20 protein-coding genes are annotated in these 24,072 nt (G+C 46.0%); 13 read left to right on the top strand and 7 right to left on the bottom strand.

The genetic code is table 11. From position 1 onward, the window contains the following. Positions 1 to 176 precede the first annotated feature (176 nt). Complete coding sequence (locus tag AC5EF3_RS14795; protein WP_015826630.1) at positions 177 to 452, top strand: BolA family protein; 276 nt, start codon at positions 177 to 179, stop codon at positions 450 to 452. Between the two features lie 225 nt (positions 453 to 677). On the opposite strand, the gene AC5EF3_RS14790 is transcribed toward AC5EF3_RS14795, so the two are convergent. The 4 genes from AC5EF3_RS14790 to AC5EF3_RS14775 all read right to left on the bottom strand — a co-directional run bounded on the left by AC5EF3_RS14790 (position 678) and on the right by AC5EF3_RS14775 (position 4,545). After that, positions 678 to 1,424: a helix-turn-helix transcriptional regulator gene (locus AC5EF3_RS14790; protein WP_015826629.1), complete on the bottom strand. Its 747-nt coding sequence runs from the start codon at positions 1,422 to 1,424 to the stop codon at positions 678 to 680. 130 nt (positions 1,425 to 1,554) lie between these two features. Then, a complete protein-coding gene (locus AC5EF3_RS14785) occupies positions 1,555 to 2,826 on the bottom strand; it encodes an HlyC/CorC family transporter (protein ID WP_015826628.1) in 1,272 nt (423 codons plus the stop codon). Between the two features lie 10 nt (positions 2,827 to 2,836). After that, complete coding sequence (gene aroB / locus AC5EF3_RS14780) at positions 2,837 to 3,958, bottom strand: 3-dehydroquinate synthase (protein WP_493548597.1); 1,122 nt, start codon at positions 3,956 to 3,958, stop codon at positions 2,837 to 2,839. An 11-nt stretch (positions 3,959 to 3,969) separates the two neighbouring features. Further along, entirely contained in the window at positions 3,970 to 4,545 is a 576-nt protein-coding gene (locus AC5EF3_RS14775) for a shikimate kinase (protein WP_493548596.1), read from the bottom strand. 63 nt (positions 4,546 to 4,608) lie between these two features. On the opposite strand from AC5EF3_RS14775, the gene AC5EF3_RS14770 reads away from it, so the two are divergent. From AC5EF3_RS14770 to AC5EF3_RS14750, 5 genes are all read left to right on the top strand, one after another. Beyond that, entirely contained in the window at positions 4,609 to 4,788 is a 180-nt protein-coding gene (locus AC5EF3_RS14770) for a hypothetical protein (protein WP_015826625.1), read from the top strand. Next, positions 4,772 to 6,715 carry a hypothetical protein gene (locus AC5EF3_RS14765; RefSeq protein WP_493548595.1) on the top strand — a complete coding sequence of 648 codons (1,944 nt, stop codon included), beginning with the start codon at positions 4,772 to 4,774 and terminating at the stop codon, positions 6,713 to 6,715. Before AC5EF3_RS14770 ends, AC5EF3_RS14765 begins: the two co-directional genes overlap by 17 nt. Positions 6,716 to 6,762: 47 nt before the next feature. Continuing rightward, positions 6,763 to 7,689, top strand: a complete 927-nt coding sequence (locus tag AC5EF3_RS14760) for a site-specific tyrosine recombinase XerD (protein ID WP_493548594.1) — start codon at positions 6,763 to 6,765, stop codon at positions 7,687 to 7,689. Between the two features lie 103 nt (positions 7,690 to 7,792). Beyond that, positions 7,793 to 8,851 (top strand): HpcH/HpaI aldolase/citrate lyase family protein, encoded by a 1,059-nt coding sequence (locus AC5EF3_RS14755; RefSeq protein WP_493548593.1) that lies wholly within the window; start codon positions 7,793 to 7,795, stop codon positions 8,849 to 8,851. Between the two features lie 122 nt (positions 8,852 to 8,973). Then, a complete protein-coding gene (locus AC5EF3_RS14750; protein WP_493548592.1) occupies positions 8,974 to 9,762 on the top strand; it encodes a thioesterase family protein in 789 nt (262 codons plus the stop codon). A 12-nt stretch (positions 9,763 to 9,774) separates the two neighbouring features. Here AC5EF3_RS14750 and AC5EF3_RS14745 read toward each other — a convergent pair whose 3' ends face one another. Both AC5EF3_RS14745 and rpmB read right to left on the bottom strand, forming a co-directional pair. Further along, positions 9,775 to 10,854: an amidohydrolase family protein gene (locus AC5EF3_RS14745; protein WP_493548591.1), complete on the bottom strand. Its 1,080-nt coding sequence runs from the start codon at positions 10,852 to 10,854 to the stop codon at positions 9,775 to 9,777. A 141-nt stretch (positions 10,855 to 10,995) separates the two neighbouring features. After that, positions 10,996 to 11,292: a 50S ribosomal protein L28 gene (gene rpmB, locus AC5EF3_RS14740; protein WP_015826619.1), complete on the bottom strand. Its 297-nt coding sequence runs from the start codon at positions 11,290 to 11,292 to the stop codon at positions 10,996 to 10,998. Between the two features lie 354 nt (positions 11,293 to 11,646). Between rpmB and AC5EF3_RS14735 the strand changes: the two genes are divergently transcribed. The 5 genes from AC5EF3_RS14735 to AC5EF3_RS14715 all read left to right on the top strand — a co-directional run bounded on the left by AC5EF3_RS14735 (position 11,647) and on the right by AC5EF3_RS14715 (position 16,998). Beyond that, a complete protein-coding gene (locus tag AC5EF3_RS14735) occupies positions 11,647 to 12,603 on the top strand; it encodes a DUF3108 domain-containing protein (protein WP_493548590.1) in 957 nt (318 codons plus the stop codon). A gap of 133 nt (positions 12,604 to 12,736) precedes the next feature. Next, positions 12,737 to 15,487 (top strand): helicase-related protein, encoded by a 2,751-nt coding sequence (locus AC5EF3_RS14730; RefSeq protein WP_493548589.1) that lies wholly within the window; start codon positions 12,737 to 12,739, stop codon positions 15,485 to 15,487. Positions 15,488 to 15,500: 13 nt separating this feature from the next. Continuing rightward, positions 15,501 to 15,821, top strand: coding sequence for an RNA-binding S4 domain-containing protein (locus tag AC5EF3_RS14725; protein ID WP_015826616.1), 321 nt, complete (start codon positions 15,501 to 15,503; stop codon positions 15,819 to 15,821). Positions 15,822 to 15,905: 84 nt separating this feature from the next. After that, a complete protein-coding gene (fdxA, locus tag AC5EF3_RS14720) occupies positions 15,906 to 16,247 on the top strand; it encodes a ferredoxin FdxA (protein WP_015826615.1) in 342 nt (113 codons plus the stop codon). A 235-nt stretch (positions 16,248 to 16,482) separates the two neighbouring features. Then, positions 16,483 to 16,998: a CarD family transcriptional regulator gene (locus AC5EF3_RS14715; protein WP_015826614.1), complete on the top strand. Its 516-nt coding sequence runs from the start codon at positions 16,483 to 16,485 to the stop codon at positions 16,996 to 16,998. An 84-nt stretch (positions 16,999 to 17,082) separates the two neighbouring features. Here the strand turns inward: AC5EF3_RS14715 and AC5EF3_RS14710 are convergent, their stop codons facing one another. Next, on the bottom strand, positions 17,083 to 17,844 hold the full coding sequence (locus AC5EF3_RS14710; RefSeq protein WP_493548588.1) for a thermonuclease family protein: 762 nt from the start codon (positions 17,842 to 17,844) through the stop codon (positions 17,083 to 17,085). 259 nt (positions 17,845 to 18,103) lie between these two features. On the opposite strand from AC5EF3_RS14710, the gene AC5EF3_RS14705 reads away from it, so the two are divergent. Both AC5EF3_RS14705 and AC5EF3_RS14700 read left to right on the top strand, forming a co-directional pair. Beyond that, entirely contained in the window at positions 18,104 to 19,852 is a 1,749-nt protein-coding gene (locus AC5EF3_RS14705) for an autotransporter assembly complex protein TamA (RefSeq protein WP_493548587.1), read from the top strand. After that, complete coding sequence (locus AC5EF3_RS14700) at positions 19,852 to 24,048, top strand: translocation/assembly module TamB domain-containing protein (RefSeq protein WP_493548586.1); 4,197 nt, start codon at positions 19,852 to 19,854, stop codon at positions 24,046 to 24,048. Before AC5EF3_RS14705 ends, AC5EF3_RS14700 begins: the two co-directional genes overlap by 1 nt. Positions 24,049 to 24,072: the final 24 nt, after the last annotated feature.

Below are 24,072 nucleotides of genomic sequence, written 5' to 3'. Positions count from 1 at the left end.
CCCTTGTGTTCACATACTTTATCTGAAACAGGCTGCTTATTGCGCACGTTCTTGCGTCCGCGATGCCCTGGGGGCTTAATACGAATATCCACGAACTTTGCGCGGAAACCATCTTTTGAGTCTTCAGAATCTGCCATAAGACTTTAAATGACCTACCTTCGCTAAAGGATCAAGAATTGACAAACCGACAAAACCGAATCCGCACTGCACTAATAACTGTTTTAACACCTGAACTTCTGGAAGTCGAAGATGAATCCCATCTTCATGCCGGTCACGCAGGTGCTAGCCCAACTGGCGAGACACACTACAGCATTAAAGTCTGGTCCAAAAGCTTTGAAGGCATGAACCGTGTCGAAATTCACAGAAAAATCAACGAAACTCTACAATCTGAGTTCGATTCAGGGCTTCACGCACTCTCAATACGCATCGTAAAACCGAATTTAGACAATTGAGACGACCTGCCTGACGAAACATCTTTTGCAGAAAACGCGGCTAAACCACGATTCGAGTGAGATTGATCAGCTGATTTAAGTCGGGAAAAATTACCTTCTCAAAATTCGATATTCTATTTGAGAAGGTAAATTTACGTCCCCCCAACCAAGAGGCATTGGATGTGTATATCCGAGGACTTGCTTCAGGAACAACTAGGGAAAACCCCATTTTGAAAGGAAATATTTCTATTTTGAATTATAACTTCGCGGGATAAGGCCCTTACCGCGCGCAAGACCAATCGCTTGGGAAGTTGTACGTGCATTCATCTGCTTGCGAATCTTTGTCAAATGGCCCTCCACCGCTTTAACGCTCACGCCTAGACGATCTGCCGTTTGCTTGTCTGTTTGTCCATTTGCTTTGGCTTGCAGCACCTCAATTTGACGCTTTGTCAGATCATGGTCTTTAAGCGGTGTTCCAACACGCCGATTCAGTAGCATCACACCTTCATGCACGAATTTTATACTCGCAAGATCAAAAAGAATACGCACATTGGGATCACGTACTAATGTCTTCCCATAAAGCGACACAAGATAATAAGACCCATTTAATGTTGGTATAAGACGGCTATACCCATCAGCATATCCATGAGCAGCAGCATCTTCCATCACCTTCAAACCAGCTTGGCTTACAGGCAAATTAGACACCAACTCATCCCAATACCCAGCATCAAAACCTTTCAATAAAGATTCAAACACCGGATCTACTTCAAAATATCTCTGATCGGCATAATGGCGCGCCCAAACTTTCGGCCATTCACCAAAACCACGGCTTAGCTTCACATCACCGCCAATGACCGCCCATGCGGAACTTGCAGTGACACCATAAGGCGCAACTAAGTCTTGAAAAAGTCGCCCCAAAGCTGGCACATCTGTGCATTCTTTCGCTTCTCTCGCGAATACAAATAAACTATTTGCAATATTATCCGACACCATAACCACCCCTCAGATCAATCGGTCTCCTCAATTTGGCCACATTTTGCCACAATTAGCCACATTTTGTCACAAATGGCACGTGCTTAAAACACGTCTAAAGTTGTGTTGGAAAAACAGTATACGGATAAAACTACAGTCCCAGATCGCGTCTGACTCTCAAGCCCGTAATCTGATTGCGGTGTTTACGCAATATTTCAAATTGGTAACCGTGAAACACGAATTTCCGTCCTGGCTCAGGAATAGATTGCGTTTCATGAATCACCAGTCCAGCGACAGTCACGGCTTCCTCATCGGGCAAGTCCCAATCCATCGCACGGTTCAAATCCCGAATAGGTGCCCATCCATCCACAAACACAGATCCATCCGGCTGAGGGCGAACACCCTCTACCGTCACATCATGTTCATCTCGAATTTCACCTACAATTTCTTCGAGAATATCTTCCAGCGTAATCAAACCCATGATCGCACCATATTCATCAACCACGATGGCAAAGTGAGACTGACTCTGTTGGAAATGATCCAACTGATCCTGCAAAGATGTTGTTTCGGGCGCAAATAATGCTTTTCGTTTCACGCTTTCCACATCAAGGCTGGAAAAATCGCCTTCCGCTTCCATAATGGCGCGCAGCAAATCTTTCGCGTGTAGAATTCCGATGATTTCTTCTTTATCGCCTCGATATAAAGGCAATCGGGTGTGCGGGCTTTCAAGCGCTTGGCGCACAATGTCATCAGGTGGAATATCCGCATCAATCATGATGATCGATTTTCTGTGCACCATGACATCAGCAACAGTTAGCTCTTTGAGGTCTAAAACACCGCCCAAACGGTGCTTATCTTCAACTTCCACATTTCCATCCACAACGTGCATATCAATTGCACCGCGAATTTCATCAACTGGAGAGAAAGCATCAGCTTCTGTTTTAACACCGAACAAAGATAAAGTTCCGCGCACGACAAGCTGCACAAAACGCACAACGGGTTTCAGCACCAAGACAAGAATTGATATCGGCCAAGAAACAGACATGGCCGTGCGGTCAGCATTATTCAGCGCATATGTTTTTGGCATAACCTCTGAAAACACCAACACAAGAACAGTCATTGCAGCCGTCGCCACAGCAACCCCATTTGCGCCAAAAATTTTCAACAAATATGACGTCGCAATGGATGTTGCGAGAATATTGACCAGATTATTCCCAAGCAGAATAGACCCGATCAAGCCTTCTTGGTTTGATAAAAGCCTGACAACACGCGCAGCGCCTTTCTTGCCTTCTTTTTCAAGGCTCAGCATACGTGCTCGAGATGCAGCCGTCAGAGCTGTTTCAGACCCAGAAAAGAACCCCGACATCATCAATAGGACAAACACGATTATTGGCGGCAACACCAATCCCACATCAATATTCATATTGTCTTATCTAGTCCGCCGTTTCAATTTTCAAAAATGCCCGTAAACTATCGGCATCTACTTGTTTCTCAATATAGGACTGCCCAATTCCCTTGGCGAGAATAAGGGTCAGATTTCCCTGCTCAGTTTTCTTGTCATGCATCATATGTTCCAACAAAGCATCGCCTTCGTAAGGACCACCTGATAATTTACGTACATCTGTTTCAAGGCCTAGCTCAAATATAGCCTTTTCAGCCCGAACAGCTTCCTGTCCAGAACACAATCCTAAGGCTTGGGAATAGCGAAATGCCATTGCCATCCCCGTTCCAACAGCTTCCCCGTGCAATAACGCAGGACCAAACCCATTGGCACGCTCTAAAGCATGAGCAAATGTATGACCTAAATTGAGCAAGGCCCGTTTTCCACGCTCTGTTTCATCTTCTGACACAATCCGCGCTTTCGCTTCACATGACACACGCACAGCTTCGGATAATATTTCTGGATCAGCAGCATTCAACTTCTCAGCATTTTGCTCGATAAATTCAAAGAATCCAACATCATCAATCAAGCCATATTTGATGACTTCCGCAAGACCAGCGCGCAATTCACGCACAGGCAATGTCTGCAAAACATCCTGATCAGCAATCACCATTTCAGGCTGATTAAACAACCCAATCAGATTTTTACCCATTTTTGAGTTGATCGCTGTTTTGCCGCCCACTGACGAATCTACCTGCGCCAATAATGTTGTCGGCACTTGTACAAAACGCATTCCGCGTTTCAAAAGCCCCGCAACTAAGCCCGTCAGATCACCGATGACGCCGCCCCCAAGCGCAATGACAACATCATTGCGATCCGCGCCCTGCGCCATTAATGCATCAATCGTGCTTTCAAGATTAGCATAACATTTCGTCGACTCGCCGGGCGGCAAGACTTCCACAAATGAGGAAATGCCTTCTTTGGCCAGCCCAGCTTTAAGCGTTTCTAAGTGAATTTTCGCAACATTTTCATCTGTCACAATGTAAACGCGAGGCTGCTTCAAAATTGGTTTGATCAACTCACCCGCACGCGACAATAACCCGCTCGCTATGTGAATATCATAGCTACGTTCGCCCAAAGCGACGGTAACTTGCATGGCAGATTTATTAGTCATTCACTTCTCACTCAAACATTCAACGCCGAACGCACGGCATCGACCGTCGTTTTATGTGGGCCATCTATGGACGCAACTTCATAATCGGCCAATGCGTATATCGGTTTTCTTAAAGTTAGAAGGTCAGCCAATACTTGTTTTGGATTTTCCTTCTTTAATAAAGGCCGGCCGCCCTTTTTACTGACACGCCGCCACAAGGTTTCAAGATCAGCATTCAGCCAAACCGTAATAGCATTTTTCAGCATGATTTCTCGCGTCGCTTCATTCATGAACGCGCCGCCACCTGTCGCCAGAATCATTCTAGGTTCTTCAAGCAGGCGCTCAATCACGCGCGCTTCGACGCGTCTAAACTCTTCTTCACCGTGTTTTGAAAAAATTTCCGGGATGGTCATAGACGCTGCTTTTTCCACTTCGTCATCACTATCAAAAAATGGAATCTTCAATTCTTGCGCCAATCGCCGGCCCACAGAAGACTTACCTGCCCCCATGATACCCACAAGCACAATTGTCTGTTTATGCGGATCTTGTGCATTAAACTGCACCTTTGCCGCTTTTTGGTCGTTTTCAATCGATAAACCGTGTGTCACAAAAAAGCTCTTTGCCGATAGACTCAATATACGCTTATACAACCCGTAAGATGGGAGCAATTCATGCGAAACCAAAGAATGGCCGGAAAAAAAGAAAAATCCATGCTTCCAAAGCTGATTTTTCTATTATTGCTCGTAGGTGTAGCAGCTGGGGGTGTATTTTACTTTGCTGATAAAGCCGAAAAGAATGCGCCGAATGTAGAAGAGATTCGCATGGAGGCAACAAATGTTAAAATCCGCTAAGTGTATTTCAGCATCGATTCTAGTCCTTGCCAGCGTTTTAAGCCTACCCGCAACAGCTCAAATCATCTCTTCAGGCTCGCTGACAGAAGTTGACCCTTGGGGTGTCGGCTGGAAAAGCGGCAAAACAAACGGCTTAAACTCAAATCTTTGGGCAGCCACAAGCGCACAAACAGTCAATGAACTCCTCGGATCAATTGACGGACACCTGCTTTCATCTGCTCAGTCTAATTTATTGCGGGCTGTCATATTGTCCGGCGGCAAAGCACCTATCGGCGATATCAATGAAGCAACAGGCCAACGTCTGCGTCTTTTGCGTGAGCTTGGCGAAAACGCCCACGCCAATAATCTGCTTCAACGTTTTCCATCAGAAGCATGGTCAGAAGATCCACACAAATATGAAGCCGACCTAGACCTCGCTACAGGTGATAATCAACGCGCCTGTGCAGCAGTTGAGCTAGCACCAAGTGAAGACCCATATTGGCAAACACTTCGCGCAACATGTTTTGCGCTAGCGGGAAATGCAGCTGCGGCAAACCTCGCTGCCGAAATGGCTGTTTCCACTGGTGAAGAAGACCCTTGGTTTTTTGAAGCCGTTGGCGCTATTGCCGAAGTCAAAGCCGGAAATGACAAAGTAAAACTTCCACCAGCTAATTATTCTTCTGGTGCTGCGATCGCGCTTTCATTAGCTGCCGACCTGCCAGCCGCACCCGATGCCGCCACAAGTATCCCGGTGACATATGCTGCGCTTCTTTCTGAGCGCACAGACGCATCAGATGAAATCCGCATGCAAGCCATGCTGCACGCTGCTAGAGCTGGCATTATAGAAGCTGCCAAAGTTCGCCGCGCTGTTATATCACCAAAGCCAGCAATGATTGCACCTGATCCAAACCTTCCAGCAGATCAACAGCCACAAGCTGACTCAGATATCCTTAGAAATCCGCTAGAGCGCGCCGTTGATAGTGTCACTAACCCCGCGCTTTCCATGCAAGACAAAGCTACTCAGTTAATTGCTGCGCTCGCAGCATCCTATGGAAACGCTCAGGATTATTCACTCAACGCCAAAATTTTGCTGCCAGAGCTAAAATCCATTCCGCAAATTAGAGAGACTGCCCAACTCAGCCCATCCTTTGTCGAAGCTGCACTTGCAGCAGGTGATATTGCGCTTGCGAAAAAATGGCGCGATGCGATGGACAACACATTTGATGAACCACCGCCAGCTCCCGCAACAACGATGCAACCTACTGGCTTGGTTCAACAACCTCAGCCCGTGCAAATTGATCCTGCAACAGGAAAACCGCTTGCATCAGGTCCAATGAATTTGACGCCGACACTAAGTCAGCAGCCAAATGACACATCGCTCACACTCGATGAACAATTGGCCGCATTAAATGCCAACCAAAACGCACCAAACTCAGCAGTAAATGGACAGCCACCTACCATTGAAGCGCCACCACCAGCACGTTTACCACCCATTTTACACTCAGAATGGGACAAAGCGCGCTTTGATGTTTTAATCTTGCTCGCGACTGACAGTGCTAAATCTCAAGACATTACAAAAGTTGCGCAAAGCCTCATGACGCAAAATGAACAGCACCCAATTGAATCAGCACAGCTGCTGTCGCTAATGTCAGGTATCGGATACAAACTTCCACCAGAAGCACGGCATTTGATCGCTGATTATCAAAATTCAGTTCCAAGCATGGAATTAATTTTACAAGATTATCAAATGGATACAGCGTTGCGCACTGATGCAACAGGCGAAGCTGTGCTGCGTGCATTTTTAATATTAAGAGACAATCAACCTCATTCTGGTTCACTCATCCCCTATACAAATAGCTTAAACACGTTGAGCCAAAACGGCTTAGAAAAAAATGCCAAAGCCATCGCATTTGAAGCTCTTGCACCATGGGGTAAACAAAAAAATTGATTTCTATCAATATGATAGGGTCTATTTTCAGAAAGTGACAAATCGCTATGTCCGTGCGTCTTGATTTTCGCCGCGTCGATGCTTTCCTTGAAATGATGAGCGCCTCGAGAGGTGCCTCACAAAACACGCTGGATGCCTATCGACGCGACCTTTCTGATGCGTCTGAATTCCTCGCAGATAAATGCGGCTTAGTTGGAGCAAATGGTGAAAACTTGTCCGCTTATATGCGCGACTTGGACAGCCGGGGTATGGCAAAATCAACTGCTGCTCGTCGATTGTCTTCGTTAAAATCCTTCTTCAAATTTGAATTAGAAGAAGGCGAACGCGAAGATGATCCAACCTCACGATTAGACGGCCCGCAAATCATCCGCAACATTCCAGACGTGTTGTCAAAAGAAGAAGTTGTCGCTCTTATAAATGCCGCCGATGGCGATGAACCCTCAGATATTAGAGACCGCTGTATTCTGGAATTATTATATAGCGCAGGCCTTCGCGCGTCAGAAGCTTGTGAACTTCCAATGTCATCTCTTCCACGCGGAAAAGATACGGCGCTGATTATACGAGGTAAGGGAGATAAAGACCGTTTAACCCCGTTAGGCAAACCTGCTAGAGATGCACTTGAGCAATGGTTTAGTGTACGTGAGAAATTTCTTCCCAAGAATGAAACCCGTAAAATCGCTGATAAATACGTATTTCCTTCACGCGGAAAAACTGGGCACTTCACACGCAGAAGACTAGCACAAATACTAGAGAACCTCGCCACTAAAGCCGCAATTTCTCCCAAAAGAGTCACACCTCACGCGCTAAGACATGCCTTCGCAACACACCTTTTATCAGGCGGCGCTGATCTGCGCGCAGTCCAAATGCTGCTAGGCCATGCCGATATATCAACAACGCAAATCTACACCCACGTCATGACAGATGAATTGCAAAAGCTCCTGGAAGCTGCGCATCCCCTTTCTAACCCATACTAATTTTGCGACCAAATTTATCGACTAAAATCTTTAATTGACGCAGTGCAGCATAAAGTTTAGTTTCGAAGAAAATATATAAAATTCGATACGGGAAGGGTCCAAAATGTCTAAAGCAAAACCACCACGCAGCTTCTTCAAGCCTTTAGCTATTGGCGCACCCGCTCCTTTTCGTGAACTTCCCGTCAATGTGGAACGCATGATTCACTTTGTGCCGCCACATATCGAAAAAGTACGTGCAAAATCAGGCGACATCGCAAAAAAAGCAGATGTTATCCTCGCAAACCTTGAAGATGCCATTCCAACTGACGCCAAAGAAGCGGCACGTGCTGGTGCTTTGGCAATGGCAAAAGAGTTTGATTTTGCGGCAACAGGAACGGGGTTTTGGGCAAGAGTTAATTGCTTGAATTCACCTTGGTTTTTAGATGATGTCACAGAATTAGTCACAAAAGCAGGCAATCAATTAGATGTCATAATGCTGCCCAAAGTCGAGGGCCCGTGGGACATACATTATGCTGACCAATTAATCGCTCAGCTGGAAGCCAAAGCAAATATCAAACGCCCAATCATGCTTCATGCGATTTTAGAAACGGCTGAAGGCGTTCAAAATGTCGAGGAAATATGCCTCGCCTCACCACGTATGCACGGAATTTCACTTGGCCCCGCCGATCTTGCCGCCTCTCGCGCAATGAAAACAACTCGGGTCGGCGGCGGCCATCCTTTTTACAAAGTCATAGAAGACCCGCATGCAGATGGCAGTACCCGCGCAGCTGCTCAGCAAGATTTATGGCACTATACGGTCGCCAAAATGGTTGATGCTTGCTGCACTGCAGGAATTAAAGCTTTCTATGGTCCATTTGGAGATATTGCTGATCTAGATGCCTGCGAACAACAATTTAAAAATGCTTTCCTCATGGGATGTGCCGGCGCATGGAGCCTACACCCTAACCAAATCAAAATTGCAAAAGACGTGTTTTCTCCAGCAATTGATGAAGTCCTCTTCGCCAAAAAAATCCTCGAAGCCATGCCAGATGGTTCTGGTGTGCATATGATTGATGGCAAAATGCAGGATGACGCAACATGGAAGCAGGCCAAGGTTATTGTCGACCTTGCCAAGCAAATTGCAGCCAAAGACCCTGACATGACGTCAGCATACGAATTTTAGGGCATAAATAGTAGCACCTCGAATTCATTTTTAACGATGAACTGACCTTAGGACAGGGTTTTCACAAGCCTAATCTTTCGTCATGATATTTTTCTAAAGCATATATGACGAACGGATTTTCTATGAAATTCTCTGAAATATTCACCTCTATGACGCGGTCAGGAGACACACTCACTGCCCCCATCCATAAGGACTGGTCTCAGGGAAGATCTGCATTTGGGGGCCTTGTCGCAGGGCTAGCCTATCATGCAACGCGTGAAATAAGCGGAGAAAAAAGAGCATTGCGCTCAGCGATGATTTCGTTTGTCGGCCCGACTGGCGACGAAGTTGATATTGATGTCGCTCAGCTTCGTAGCGGCCGCACATCATCATCCTACCGCACGGAAATAAAGAATGGTGCAAACTGTGCGACGGAAGTCATTTTCACCTTCGCCGACCACCGGACAGAATCAATTTTGGATTATCCAGCGCCCGTTAGTCCAGTTCAGAAAACACCCCTTAGCGACCCGACAATTGAAACCTATCACCCGCCATTTCCGTTGTTTTACAGTCAGTTCGAAGTCGCACCAATCCACAATATGCCATTTGCCAAAGCAGAAACGCCTGACCTGTATTGGTGGATACGGCACAATGATGAAGATGCTCGAAAAAGCATGACTGGGCTTATCACATTGGCAGATGCGCTTATTCCTGCCTACGGAACCTCCATGTCAGAATGGACACCAATGTCGAGTGTTAATTGGATGATCAATATGCTTGGTGACAACCCAACGACAGAAGAAGGTTGGTGGCTTGTACGCACAACCGCCGACAGCGCTGGCGGTGGATTCTCAAGCCAGAATATGGCTATCTGGAACACATCCGGTGAATGCGTGATGCTAGCACGTCAGCTAGTTTCGATATTTGCCTAAACGGCTAAATTCTCACTGACCAAAGACTGGAAGAGATTTTTCTGGTCTTGGCCATGCTTGCGCGCCACCGATAATTGTCATGACCGGCCTAATATCATTAGCTGCATCAGATTCGGATGCCGCAGCAAACAAATCTCCATTCATAATTGTGAAGTCGGCAAGCTTACCGACCTCTATTGACCCGATCATATCTTGACGAAAACCAATATAAGCGGCGCCTGTTGTATAGTTTTCCAGCTTTGTGTCTTTGCTAAAAATGTCTTCAAATTTCAGTTCACCGCTGCGCTCAACCTCAAGCCCCAAGCTTTTTGCGCGCTCAATCAATGCCGGCGATAACGCGTCATCCGCAAGAATACGCCAACGCGGATCAGCGTCAGGCAATGCATCATGAAAAGCGATTTCAATATTATCTAGCAACTGATCAAACTCAATGGTTTGGACTTTAAAAACCAATTGCACATGACTTTTCAAGGCAAGCTTCATTGCTTCTTCCAAACTAGGTGTCTCACCCGTCTCTACAAACTGGTCAAATGGTTGGGCGGTATCAATGAGCACTGTCCGCGTTTCCACTAATCCACCTGGAGACACTCCCGGTCCATAAGAAACAAGGCTTTCAAAGCCAGCCTGATTGAGCACATTGTAAATGCGCACGGGTAATTTACCAGACATCGCCAAATCTTCCATTATACGCACATTCTCTGGCACCACATTGAATGCATGAAGGGTTGTCCAACCCATTTTGGCATACTCAATTGCGGCTGCTTCAATCTGGCTACCTGCCGTATCGTCTAAACCTTCAACAAGCGCACCTGTATGCGTGTTGATTAGCCCAGGGTACATGACCTGCCCGTTCAAATCGACCAGCTTTGTTGTGGGATGTGTATCACCAACAATACCATTGGCATCACCAACATACACAATGCGCGCTTTAATCGTCCCGACAGCTTCAGCAATAGGCGCTTCAGGGTTACCTGTATAAATCCTACCGCCAATATAAATAGTGTCTGGGCGCTTTTCTCCACTACAGGCCGAGATATAGAAAACAGCTACAAGAACCGTAATCAATTGGGTCATACGTTGAAGAATACTCATGGCATCTCATCCAAACAAATTTATCTTATCATTCATCCCAAGGCATAGTCGTTCAATACGGATTAGGGAATGCGACAATAAAAAACGCGCCCTGAAATACCAGAGCGCGTTGAAATTTCATCTAACCTTCAAGGTTAGTAATTAAGCAGCAGCTTCTTCAGCTACTTTTTTCGCGATGTCGCGCTTAATTTTAGCTGCTTTTGCGCTAAGCTTTTCTTCTGTTTCCTTTGCAAGGAAAGCATCAAGGCCACCGCGCTTGTCTACAGTACGCAACGCTGAAGCAGCGATACGAAGCTTGAACTCTTGTCCAAGAGCTTCAGAGCGCAAAGATACTTTTACCAAGTTTGGCAAAAAACGACGCTTAGTTCTCAAGTTAGAGTGACTAACGTTGTTGCCTGTGATTGGCTTCTTGCCTGTAAGCTCGCATTCGCGTGACATATGCTCAGTCTCTTATGTTAGCGAGGCGCAGCCGCTTCAATTCTAGTGCGCGCGCTCGGCTTATTAAAAAATCGAAGGGCGGGAATTACACGGCAGATGCTCATTCGTCAACACCCAAGTTGGTCCTTCCGCGTTCTTTCTTCAAGAATAAAGAGTTGAACCCGAAAATTACGGTCATTTAACCCACCCGATATCCTAAATATGCCAGAAACCCAAAACTATTTCAGTTTGTGACAGCGAATTGATCTATTTTTTGATTTTGCCGTCACAAAGCAGTTATTTTGTCCGCAATTCGCCATTATGTTGGTTTCTGAATTAGCATCTGTTTAGAGTTCGCCTTGGAGTATTTCGCTTATGTCTCGTTTAAAAACCATTTTGCGCACAAGCTTAATCTCAACTGGATTACTAGTTTGGGCAGGCATATCTGCGACAGCTTCACCTGAATTGAAGACAGTCAAAAGTACCGAGACACATGATTTTGTTCGTCCAATTGATACAATTCAAAACGGTAAAGCGCGCAAATTCGTTGTCGAAATGGAAGCTTTTGTCCCTCCAACGAACTGGCTGCCTCAAATTAAAGGCGGTAAGGCAACAATCTCGGCTGAAGTTTATCCAGACAAATATAACATCCACACCCGTGCTAGTGTTGCTGGCATTGTTGATTGGTTTGTCAATTATTCTTCTACGCTCATTTCAAATGGTGACATCACAGATACAGGCCTCCAACTGCGGCACTATTTTGCTAAAGATGATGAGGGCCGGAAAAACCGTTCAACCGAAATCACGCATGATGGCAAAACTGTAAAAGTAAATGTCATCCCCGAGCATGGTGACCTTGGAGACCCTGCTGCAACGCTAGAGCAAAAGCTTGAAGCCGTAGACCCAATTTCTGGCCTCCTCCAGCTTGCACTTGCGCCAAAGGCTGCTTCAGATGTGCCATGCAGCGGCGTTGCGCGTGTATTTGACGGTAAAGGCAGATACAACATCCATCTGGAAAATGGTCGGCATGTCGAAAGCATTGACCTTAAAGGATGGAAAGGCCCAGCCTATGTTTGCCAAGTTCGATACGAAGAACTAGCTGGTTATAAAAAGAAGACACCCGAACAACGTGCCAAGGAAGCGAAAGACATACGTTGGATATCGATGGTTCTAGCAGATATGGGACCAGGTGAATTGCGTGTACCCATTCAAATTGAGGCACGTTCAGAAAAACGCGGCAAGATCACTGTGGAAGCCAAAAAGATCACTTATCTTCCCCTAGAAATGGATCAAGCTGATGCATCCGATACAAACAAATCGGATCAAGGTTGAAGCCTTTCTGATTTCAAAAATATAAAAATCCCCTTGCTAATATTGATTGGCACGCTCTAGCGTGGCACCGCAGACGCTGTAAGACGCAATATGGGGTGATATTTCTCGCCCAAAATAGACTATGGAGCCACCAATGACCTTAGGGATAAAGAATGTCCGCGCGGTTTTGGGGCCAACCAATACAGGAAAAACCCATCTAGCCGTTGAGCGAATGGTCGCGCATGAAAGCGGGATGATTGGCCTACCTTTAAGGCTTCTTGCGCGCGAAGTTTACGATAAATTGGTCAAGATCAAAGGCGAACGCCTCGTTGCATTGGTGACAGGTGAAGAACGCATTATCCCCAAAAATGCACGCTACTATGCCTGTACTGTCGAGGCTATGCCACTTTCTATCCCCGTATCTTTTCTCGCGATTGATGAAATTCAGATCGCGCGTGACCCAGATCGCGGCCACGTATTTACAGACAGAATACTGCACGCCAGAGGCCAACACGAAACAATGCTATTGGGTGCAGAAACCATGCGTCCAGTGCTCAATGCATTGGATCTTCATGTAGATGCTGAACATAGAGAGCGCTTCTCTGAGCTTAATTATACTGGCCCAATCAAGATTACAAAACTGCCCAAAAGAACGGCAATCGTCGCATTTTCGACAGAGGAAGTGTACTCCATTGCCGAGTTATTGCGTCGCCAGCGTGGAGGTTCTGCTGTTGTAATGGGTGCTTTGTCACCACGTACACGCAATGCACAGGTAGAATTATATCAATCTGGTGAAGTCGACTATCTGGTTGCAACAGATGCAATCGGCATGGGCTTGAACTTGGATGTCTCGCACATCGCTTTTGCAAGTCGCCGAAAATTTGACGGTCATCGCAGTCGTTTTCTTAGAGCAGATGAAGCAGCGCAAATTGCTGGTCGCGCAGGTCGCTTTCGCGATGATGGTACATTTGGCGAAACCAGCGATTGTTTCTTATTTGAAGAAGAAGATATCCAACGGGTTGAGAATCACACTTTTGATCCAATTGATTTTCTCTCATGGCGCAATTCAAGGCTCAATTATTCGTCCCTAGAAGCACTATCAGACAGCTTGCACAAACCAGCCACACATCGCCGTTTAAAACGCTGCCCTGATGCACTGGATGAAATTACATTTCAGGCCTTGCGCGGCGACAGTGAGATAAAAGACCTCGTTAAAAGTCAAGAACATGTTCGCCGGCTCTGGGATTTATGCACTCTGCCTGATTTCAGAAAACACGGACCTGACGCCCATGTAAGGTTGGTTCAATCTTTTGCAGAAAAATTGATAAACCCAAATGCACGCCTTCAAGATACGTGGATAAACAAGCAATTAGAGCGCATAGACAACATAGAAGGCGACATAGATGCATTGCAGGCAAGGCTTGCATCTATTCGCACTTGGACTTATGCAGCCAATCGGCCAGACTGGATCCAACACATAAAAGTTTGGCAATCTCGCACGAGAGACATTGAGGATAGGCTATCAGATGCGCTACATGAGCGTCTGGTAGAGAAATTTGTAGACCGTCGTACCTCGGCGCTATTAAAAAGCTTGAACTCGGAGGAAGCTATGGACGCAGGCGTCGGCCTTGATGGAGAAGTCGTTGTGGAAGGTCACAATGTCGGGAAGCTGGATGGACTCACATTCACCCCTGCCGTGACAAGCCAGACGCTGGAAGGCCGCGCTGTGCGCAACGCCGCATTTAAAGCTCTAAAAACAGTGATTGAAGATAAGCTGAATGCTATAAGCGCGGCTGGGGACGGAAATTTCTCGATTCTTGATGACTACCGGATCACATTTCAGGGGCAAACAATCGGTAAAGCTGTTGTCGGCAGTCATTGGCTCGCACCAAGTGCAGACCTTATCGGTGCACCTGATGCTGAAACCGCAATCCGCGCTCAAGCAGAAAACCGCATTCGCAAATGGCTGCTGGATCACACAAAAGAAGTTTTAAAACCGCTTTTCGATTTACAGGCCACATTAAAATCTGGCCGCCTTACAGGTTTAGCGCGCGGCGTTGCGCACCAGCTCGTTGATGCAGGTGCCGCCATTGACCGCCGCAAAGATGAAGTCGCCTCATCTCTTTCACGCGATGACCGCGCTGCCTTAAAAGAAGTTGGTGTGCGTACAGGCCGTATTGCTGCTTATATGCCGGGCCTTTTAAAACCTGCTCAAGCTGACCTTTGTTTGAAGCTTCGTGCTTTGGGCACTGACTATGCGCCAATGAAACCGCCTTCTTCAGCGTCTTTCAAAACTGAAAAAGGCTGGAACCGCGCAAACCTTGAAGCAGCTGGTTATATCCGCCTTGGGCCGCGTGCTGTGCGCGCTGATATGGCTGAACGCCTATCATGGACACTGGGGCAAGAACGCAAAAAGTCTGAAACATCAACTTTTGCAATTCCCCCAGAGCATGCTGCTTTGGTTGGATCACCAGCAGATGATTTCGTTGAAATCCTCAAAGCTATGGGCCTAATGCCTGCGCAAAAGAACAAAGAAACCGGCGCGATCGAATTATGGCGTTTTGCATCAAAACAGCGCCAGCATGAGAAGAAAAAACAAGCTGCAGCTGCACCGACAGCTAAGCAAGTCAAAGCAATGGAAGACAGTCCCTTTGCAGCTCTTGCCGCGTTGACAATGCCAAAAGCAGAAGATGCTCCATCCAAGCCTAAAAAGAAACGCAAAAAGAAAAAAGCCAAGCCAGCAACAGCTGCTGAAGCATCGACCGAAACAACACCACCAAATGGTGAGGAAGCTTCGGAACAAGCGCCCGCTGTTGAAGCTGTTGTTGTTGAGGCTGAAGCATCAACTGAAACATCCTCTTCAGCGAAACCTGATGAAACTGAAACAAAGAACATTGAAGCCTAGGCACGAGGGTTAATTGGCTAAACAAGACGCCTCGCCCGATGAAACAGACAGGATGCGGGTAGATTTATTTCTACACCGCATCCGTTTTTTCAAAACACGCGCACTTGCAACGTCCCAGATCACAAAAAAGAATGTACGAATATCGCGCAATGGCGAAACACGCAGAACAAATAAACCTGCAGCCAATATTTTTGTGGGAGATATTGTGAGCTTTTATTGCAATAAGGAAATCGTAACACTAAGTGTGCTCAACCTACCTTTGAGACGTGGCCCCGCCCCAGAAGCGCAAAAATGTTACACATTGATAGAAGATCAGCTAAAAGAGCGTGACTAAACGCGCCTACTAGCTTTCCTCAATTGACACCAGCGCAGAAATTTTGGATGTCACTCTCTGAACAAACACGTGGAGTTACCAGCCTTGACCTATATCGTCATCGACGCATGCATAAAATGTAAATACACAGACTGCGTTGAAGTATGTCCTGTCGATTGTTTTTACGAAGGTGAAAACATGCTGGTCATAGATCCAGAAGAATGTATTGATTGTGGTGTATGTGAGCCAGAATGTCCTGCCGAAGCAATTGTTCCTGATACTGAGGACGATAAAGACGGTAAATGGCTGAAACTAAATACTGAATACGCAGCCAAATGGCCAAACATCACCGTTCGTAAAGACCCGCCTGAAGATGCAGATGAATGGTCACAAGTGAAAGATAAACTTGGTCCGCATTTCTCAGAAAAGCCTGGAACAGGTGACTAGGTTACACATTAACCAACCCATTGTATAAATTAAGATTTTACCCATGCTTTGTGTCAAACATTACCAGTTTGTGACGAAGACTTGAACAAAACCCTAATTTTTGCTATATTACATCCTCTGCTGAGGAGCAGAACAATAAATATATCGCGCCAAACAGCCCTTATCGTAATGCCTCCCCGCGTTAACGAAACAGGTCTTTTTGGCCTTATGGTTGAGTAAAGAGGAATATTGCGGAATGGCTAACCAAGCAGGTACCGGGTCTATGTTTGAAGTAGAACAACACATTGTATATCCAGCACACGGCGTAGGCCGCGTGACCGCAGTTGAAGTCCAAGAAGTCGCAGACATGAAACTCGAAGTTTATGTTGTTGCATTTGAACAAGACAAACTCATCCTTCGCGTACCTACAGCTAAAGCAAAATCTTCAGGCATGCGCTCGCTTGCATCAACAAAAGTTGTTGGTGACGCGATCAAAACTCTTGGTGGCCGCGCTCGCATTAAACGTACAATGTGGTCTCGTCGCGCTCAAGAATACGAAGCGAAGATCAATTCTGGTGACTTGATTTCAATTGCTGAAGTTGTTCGCGATCTTCACCGTGCAGATGACCAACCAGATCAGTCTTACTCTGAGCGTCAATTGTATGAATCAGCACTAGACCGCATGGCACGTGAGCTTGCTGTTGTTGAGAACATTGAACACACAGAAGCTGTTGCTCGCTTGTCCCAATCTTTGGCACAACGCGCTGCTTAATCTTCTTTGAAGATATAAGAAATTAAAAAATGCTCTTCATGATATGGAGGGCATTTTTTATGCGTGAATTTCTGGCAAAGCACTTTAAAGAACTATTTCAAATTGCCCCCAATGATCAGGTGCCAGATAGGCTTCACCCTCATATTTTCCATCTGGATTTTTCTCGCGTCGAATGCTTGACCTCACGCGAATTTCTTGCCCAACAGTCAAATCAATCCGTTCTGTTGATCGCGCAAGCGCAAGCCCCATAGTCAGATGCAGCAATCCATCTTCACCGACAGAGCAACGGCTATCGACCTCTAGCGCTTCACTGATTTTCGACAATTTTCCTTGCACTAGAGCCAAACCGCGCGGTGCATCTTTTAAGTCATTTGGAGAAATCACATCATATGCTGAATGAGCCCACAGCCCTATGTTGGAATTTCGCGCATCTCTCTCATGATCATATAGCTGACGCACATGGGCAGCATTATCGGCCCAAGTGCGCACACGTGCGCCGCCCAATTCAATCATTTTTTTATTGAGCCAAACCGTCTGGCCTGCTTCGTCTTCAACAAACGCATGCGCAATCGCTCTGTCATACCTGTCTCTGGTCAACCCTCCATAAAAGAGCTGGCATTTGCGACCTACAGCCTCAAAATTTAATAGCTTTGTTGCTTCTTCACCGAAAGGATCAGCGGGGCGATCATTCCATGCGCGGCGCGGAGCTTCAATGCCGGCCAACCTAACAGACAGGCCAGTATCGAGCGTAAATGCATCACCATCACGAATGCGGCTGACAATTCCCACCTCTCCGGCAATCAATTTATCCGTTGGTTCAGCTTTTCCTCCGCAACCACTCAACATAATTGAGCTGCCGCTTGCAGCCAGAAAAACTCTCCTATTAAACGAGTTTAAAGAGAGGTTTTCTTCATTAGCTAGAAGCAGGTTTATGTATTTGGAAACATTCATGGTTAACGTCGAAATTCTTTCTGAAATATTCCAAATTACGCCATATATTCGCGCTATATTCTACCAAAACTCAATACAGTAACGCTAATCTATATTAGCAATTATTTTTCGACGCTTTTCAATATGGCGCACAGCTCAAGACAAGACCCCTCTAATGAAGCCAACAGCCATATTCTTTTTTGCAAGTTTTGTAGCGTTCAACGCTTCATCAAACGCGCTTGCACAAAATGTTGAGCTAATCGGTGATGGAATTGAGAAGTCTACAAAAGATGAGGTCGCTCTTCTATTGGGAGAAGTTGAACCGACGACTTCCAAATTTACAGCAAGACACCAAGCGCGACGTGCAGCAGGTATTGCTTTAGATGTTCTCAACTCCAAAGGTTGGCTGGATGCCAGTGCTGATATTGCTGTTGAAACCGGACCACCTCTAAAACCCATTGTGCGCCTCGACCAAGGCAAACGCTTCACATTTGGAAAGATAGAACTCAAACTCAGCGATGCGCAAATCATCCAGACAGATATACCCAGCTTTCAAATCTTTACTGGAGATATTGCACGCGCCGATACGATACTGAATGAAGAGAAACGTCTCTTATCTCAACTTCGCACAAGCGGTTATGCTGACGCCAGCTCACAAGCGCGACAAGTGATTGGAGATCGCAAAGCTGCAACCGTTGATCTCACTTACAATTTCACGACTGGCCCGAAAGTCTGTCTTGGAGATATCACCGCAAATAATCCAGGCCGCACGCGCGAGAATATCTTGCACAAATTATCTCCGTTTAAAAATGGCGACACATATTCGCCTGATATTATTGATCAGTACAAAACCCGACTATCTGAAACGCAATTATACAAATACGCCAAAATCGATCTTTCTGCTCCTGTTGAAACAGACAATGCAGAACAATGCGAAGTCAGAGATGTTCTTGTGACATTAGAAGACGCTTCAAGACGCACAGTGTCAGCTGGTGCGAGCTATGCAACGACAGAAGGCTTTGGTTTGCAGGCTGGGTATGAAATGCGCAATTTTTCAGGTCGCGCAGATACTGTGAATATTGATCTCTATCTTAGTAGCTTGGAACAATCCCTCACCACGAGCTGGAAGCAACCCTTAAATGGTGGATATCGCCACAGCTTGCTTGTTGATGCTGCGATCATCAATGAGCAAACAGATGCTTATGATAGTAGGTCCATCTCAACAAATGCTTTGTATGAACATCCATGGACAAAAAACATTGATGTGTATGCTGGGATCGGGCTGGAAGTCGGTCAAGAAACTCAAAATGACACCGAGCTAGATTTTCAAATCATCACTGGCCGTGGCGGCGCTCGTTTTGACAATACAGACAATGTATTGGACCCGACTCAAGGCGTTCGCCTCCAAGTAGGTGTAGAACCAGCTTATAGTCTTGGTGATGCAGAAGGACAATTCATCACAACAACAGCGCAAGCGCGGGGCTATACTAGCTTTAACGAAGACAAATATATTCTTGCAGGCCGTTTGAAAGTGGGCGGAATCGCTGGCTCTGCTGTCGCTGATATACCTTCCACCCGTCGTTTCTATGCAGGTGGTGGTGGATCAGTGCGTGGGTATGAATACCAAAGCATTGGCCCATTCGATGCAGATGGCGACCCGTTAGGTGGGCGTAGTCTTGTTGAAATGAGCGCGGAAGCACGCATCAGATTTAAAAACAATTTAGGTATGGTTGCTTTTGTCGATGCGGGTGAAGTTGGCGAAAGTCAAACACCATCATTTTCCAACTTGCGCATGGGTGCCGGTCTAGGTCTGCGGTATTATACAAGTTTTGGCCCTCTACGTTTAGATGTGGCGACGCCCATTGATCCGCGGGACAGCGATGAACGCCTCCTATTATATCTAAGCATTGGACAAGCATTCTAATGCAAAATGAAACACCGACACACGTGACAGAAACAGAAAAGCCAACTCCACAAAAGAAGCGTTGGTTTAGAATAGTCCTATGGATTTTTGCTGGCCTTTTTCTCACCGTATTGCTGCTTCGCCTTTTGATAGCCAGCCCTATTGGACGCGGTATTATCGAAGATCAGCTTGAAGGACGGATTATAGCTGGGCAACAAATCCAGATTGACGGATTTGAAGGTGATGTTTTAGGCCGGTTCAAAATTGCTAAGCTCTCTATCCAAGATACGGATGGCGAATGGCTAAACGCTCAAAATGCTGAATTAAAATGGAAACCATTAAAGCTAATTGGTAAGACCTTATACCTCAATTCCATCGGTATCGGCTCGATAGATGTCAGCCGCAAACCTTTACTGCCAGCTTCTCCTGAAAAAGACGATGATGAAACACCGAGTTCTATCTTCATCAAACGTTTTATTCTTGAAGAAGCAGATATTCCAAAGGTCTCAATAGCGCAAGAAACCGGCCTTCCTGAAACTCGCCACAGCCTTAACCTAAGCGCTGATATTGGAAGCTCGCAGAGTTATCTTAAACTCGCGACATCCACAGCCGGCTTAAACGATGATGGCAGCTTAATTCGGCAAGACGAAGAGACCATAAACATTGATTTGAACTGGAGTTTGAAAAAACTCTTAAACGGTCATGTGGATATTAAAATTCCACAAAACGGCTTTGTTTCAACATTCCTACCCGCTCCGCTTGAAGATGATTTAACACTTCTCTTCTCAGGGAAAGGCGACCTTAAAAACTGGGAAAGCCTAGGAAATTTATCATTGGGCCCCAAAACTATTGCGAGCCTAGATGGAAAAAGCACGGCTTCTGTCGCCAAATTCAATATCATTGCTGATCTTGAAGGTTTTGCTTTAGCTAGCCCGGCAACTGACCGATTAGGCTCCACGCTCAACCTCGACTTAGATGCAAATCTCACATCACTTCGTAAAGCAGAGCTGACAGCACATTTTGTATCACGTGTACTAGAGATCAGCACATCTGGACCCGTGAATTTGCGCAAGCCAGAAATGTTAGACACTTGGACACTTAAGGCTGACATATTATCACTTACTCAACTCTCACAAATGCCTGACCTCAAGGCCAAATCAGCCAAGTTTGATGGTGTCTGGCAATATGGCGACACGCAATCAAAGCTGGGTGGTAAACTAATCGCTGATCAATTTGCATATTCAGGTCGCACAATCCAATCAGCAGAAATAAACTTAGATTCCCAATTGGCTGATGACACGCTTAAATTTAAAATAGATGCGGCAACCAACAAATTGCGAACGCAAATTGCGGCCCTTGATGATGCGCTGGGTGCTAAACTCACCTCTAACATTCGCGGTCAATTAGATATTGCCTCGCAAAACTTGAATCTTGATCAGTTTGAATTGAAAGCTGCACAGTTTGATACATCAGGCAAAGGTAATCTTTCAGCCGAAGGAAAGTCGTCTTTCAAACTCAATTCCAACCTAAAAAATGTAAGTCATTTCACCGACGCTCTTAATGGGGCAATACAGTTTAATACGACACTTAATCGCGCTGGCCCAAGCGCACCTTTTAAGCTATCGCTCAAATCCAGAAATTCACAAATCACGTCTTCAAATGAAAATATTCAGGCATTTCTAGATGGGCCGGTAAACCTTGATGTCGCCGCCTCCATGCTAACGTCTGGGCCTATCACATTTGACGCAAATATTGATTCAGGGGCAAACACGGCGTTGGTCAGGGGCTCTATGGAAAACGAGCAATTGATCACCAAACTTGTTGCGAACATCCCTGCCCTGAACCTTCAAAGCGTGCAGGCTCGCAATGCTGTTCTCGCACTTGATCTCAACGGACCATTGACCAACCTCACTGAAGACCTTTCATTTACGGCATCTTCAATCGCCGCAAATGGATTGGACATTGCGGATTTATCGCTGACTTCAAATGGTCAGATTCAAGATGGCGGCATCCTAACGGACATCCAAATAGAAGCATCTGCGAATGATCGCCCCTTAAAAGGGACATCTCAGATATCGTATGATAACGGATTAGAAATCAAAACACTGCAAGCAAATTGGGCGGATTTGAACTTAAACGCTAATGCATCTTTATCCGACCAAGCTCCCCTAAATGCAAATATTGACCTGAAGGGCACATTGGCAGCTTTGGGACTTGATGGTGCAATCGACGTTCAAGGCAATTTAACGGGCGAAACGCTGCAATTGTCGGCTAAAGCAACTGACCTTGTGTTCGGTGATACGCTTCTACCAGTCACAACGATCAATGCTTCAGGTAAACCAGACGCTTTTGACTTTGATGTTAAAACGAATGGTTTTATGACGCTTGTCGCCCCAGATACACCGGTGGAAATAGTTATTCGCGGAAATGCAACGCAAGTTGAAGAAAGCCGCAATATTACATTTTCTCTCGACGGTAAGATGGATGAAGAAAGCTTTAGCTCAGTTGAACCAGTTAAAATCACCCAATCGGCTGATCTGCTATCTATTGATGCCAAGCTAGATAGCCTTGGCGGCATCATCAATCTGTCCGGTTCAAAAACGCAAACAGACACAGGCTTGAAGCTCGCAATTGAGACACTTTCATTAAGCCGCATAAACGCTCTATTTGGTCGAGAAGGTCTAACCGGCAGCCTCGATGCAAATGCTGATTGGAGCGCTCAGGATACAACAGGTAGTGGAACCTATAACCTCGAGTTAAAAGATGCCGGACGTGAAGGCGATGCCATTGCATTTATCAATGCAAGCATTGATGGCGAATTTATAGAGGAACGCCTTGTATCTGTATTTGAAGCCCACAATGGCGGCGACCTCAACGTTGATGCTGTTTTCTCTATTCCAATGCTGGTGGAGAACGGCATCCCCAAATTGAACCAAAATGACGTCGCAAGACTGGATATTGGTGCGCTTGGGAAATTAGAAGCAGCTTGGGCGTTGGTCGGATTAGACAGCGTCGCTTTAAACGGCTTTTTCGAATTGAATGCGGAAGCCGAGGCGCCGCTATTGGAGCTAAGACCGGTTGGCCAAGCCACTATTTCCGACACAGACTTTGAACACGACCGCTATGGCGCACGCATGTCAAATATAGAAGCGCTCGTAAACTTTGATACTAAGAGTATTGAACTTGAATCTGCCACAGCAACGGGTGTTGATGGTGGAACTGTATCAGGCTCAGGTAAGATGTTCTTATCTCCTGAAACGCCTTCAGCTATGCACATAGATTTTGATAATTTTGGTGCCATAAAACAAGACGGCCTCGCCGCAAACTTTACCGGCCGCTTAGATGTTACGAGAGCAATTGAAGGCATTAAAATTGCGGGAGATCTCAATATTGATCAAGCGAAAGTCAACATCGCGCAATTTGGCTCCTCAGGTGTCAAAACAATTGATGTTATTTTCCTCGATGAAATAGACGATCTTGAAAACCAAGAACCAGAAGTGTCTCCGACATCAAAAATGGCATTGGATATGAAAGTTACCGCAGACCGCCGTGTCTACGTGACGGGCCGCGGTTTAAATATTGAATTGTCTGCTGATACACGGATCAAAGGAACTCTCAAAACGCCTGACGTTCGAGGCACAGCCAACATTGTGCGCGGAGAATTTTCACTTTTAGGTCAGCCCTTTGCTTTCTCCGAAGGTGTTGTGCGACTTGACGGCAACCCAGCTGAAGCAACCACAGACATGCAGGCAAGACGCACATCAGATGGCGTCACATCCATCATCAATGTTTCAGGTTCGGTCCGTTCGCCCACGATAAGCTTTTCTTCTTCACCAGACCTGCCCGAAGATGAAATCATTTCCAGACTTTTATTTGGCCGTGCGCCAACCCAACTCAGTGCTGTTGAAGCCGCCCAACTTGCTGTAGCAGCAGCGAACATGACCGGAAATGGCGAAGGTTTCTCACCATTATCCAGTATTCAAAATGCTATTGGGCTTGATCGCCTTGTTGTCTCACAAGATGCTGACAGCAACCCACAACTTGAAACCGGTAAATACCTCTCGGAAAACGTCTATGTGGAATTGAGAAGTCGTGCCAGTGGCCAGTCCGATCTTGCGATTGAATGGGAACCTGTAGAGAATGTCGAAGTTGGAACTGTTTTTGGAAATGAAAACGGTGCCAAAGTTTCAGTAGAATGGAAAAAAGAGCTTGATTAAACAAGCGCTATATAAATGAAACAT

The sequence above is a fragment of the Hirschia sp. genome (assembly GCF_058892565.1).
The sequence above is the reverse complement of the archived record's forward strand: the minus strand, read 5'-3'. Positions and strand labels throughout refer to the sequence as shown.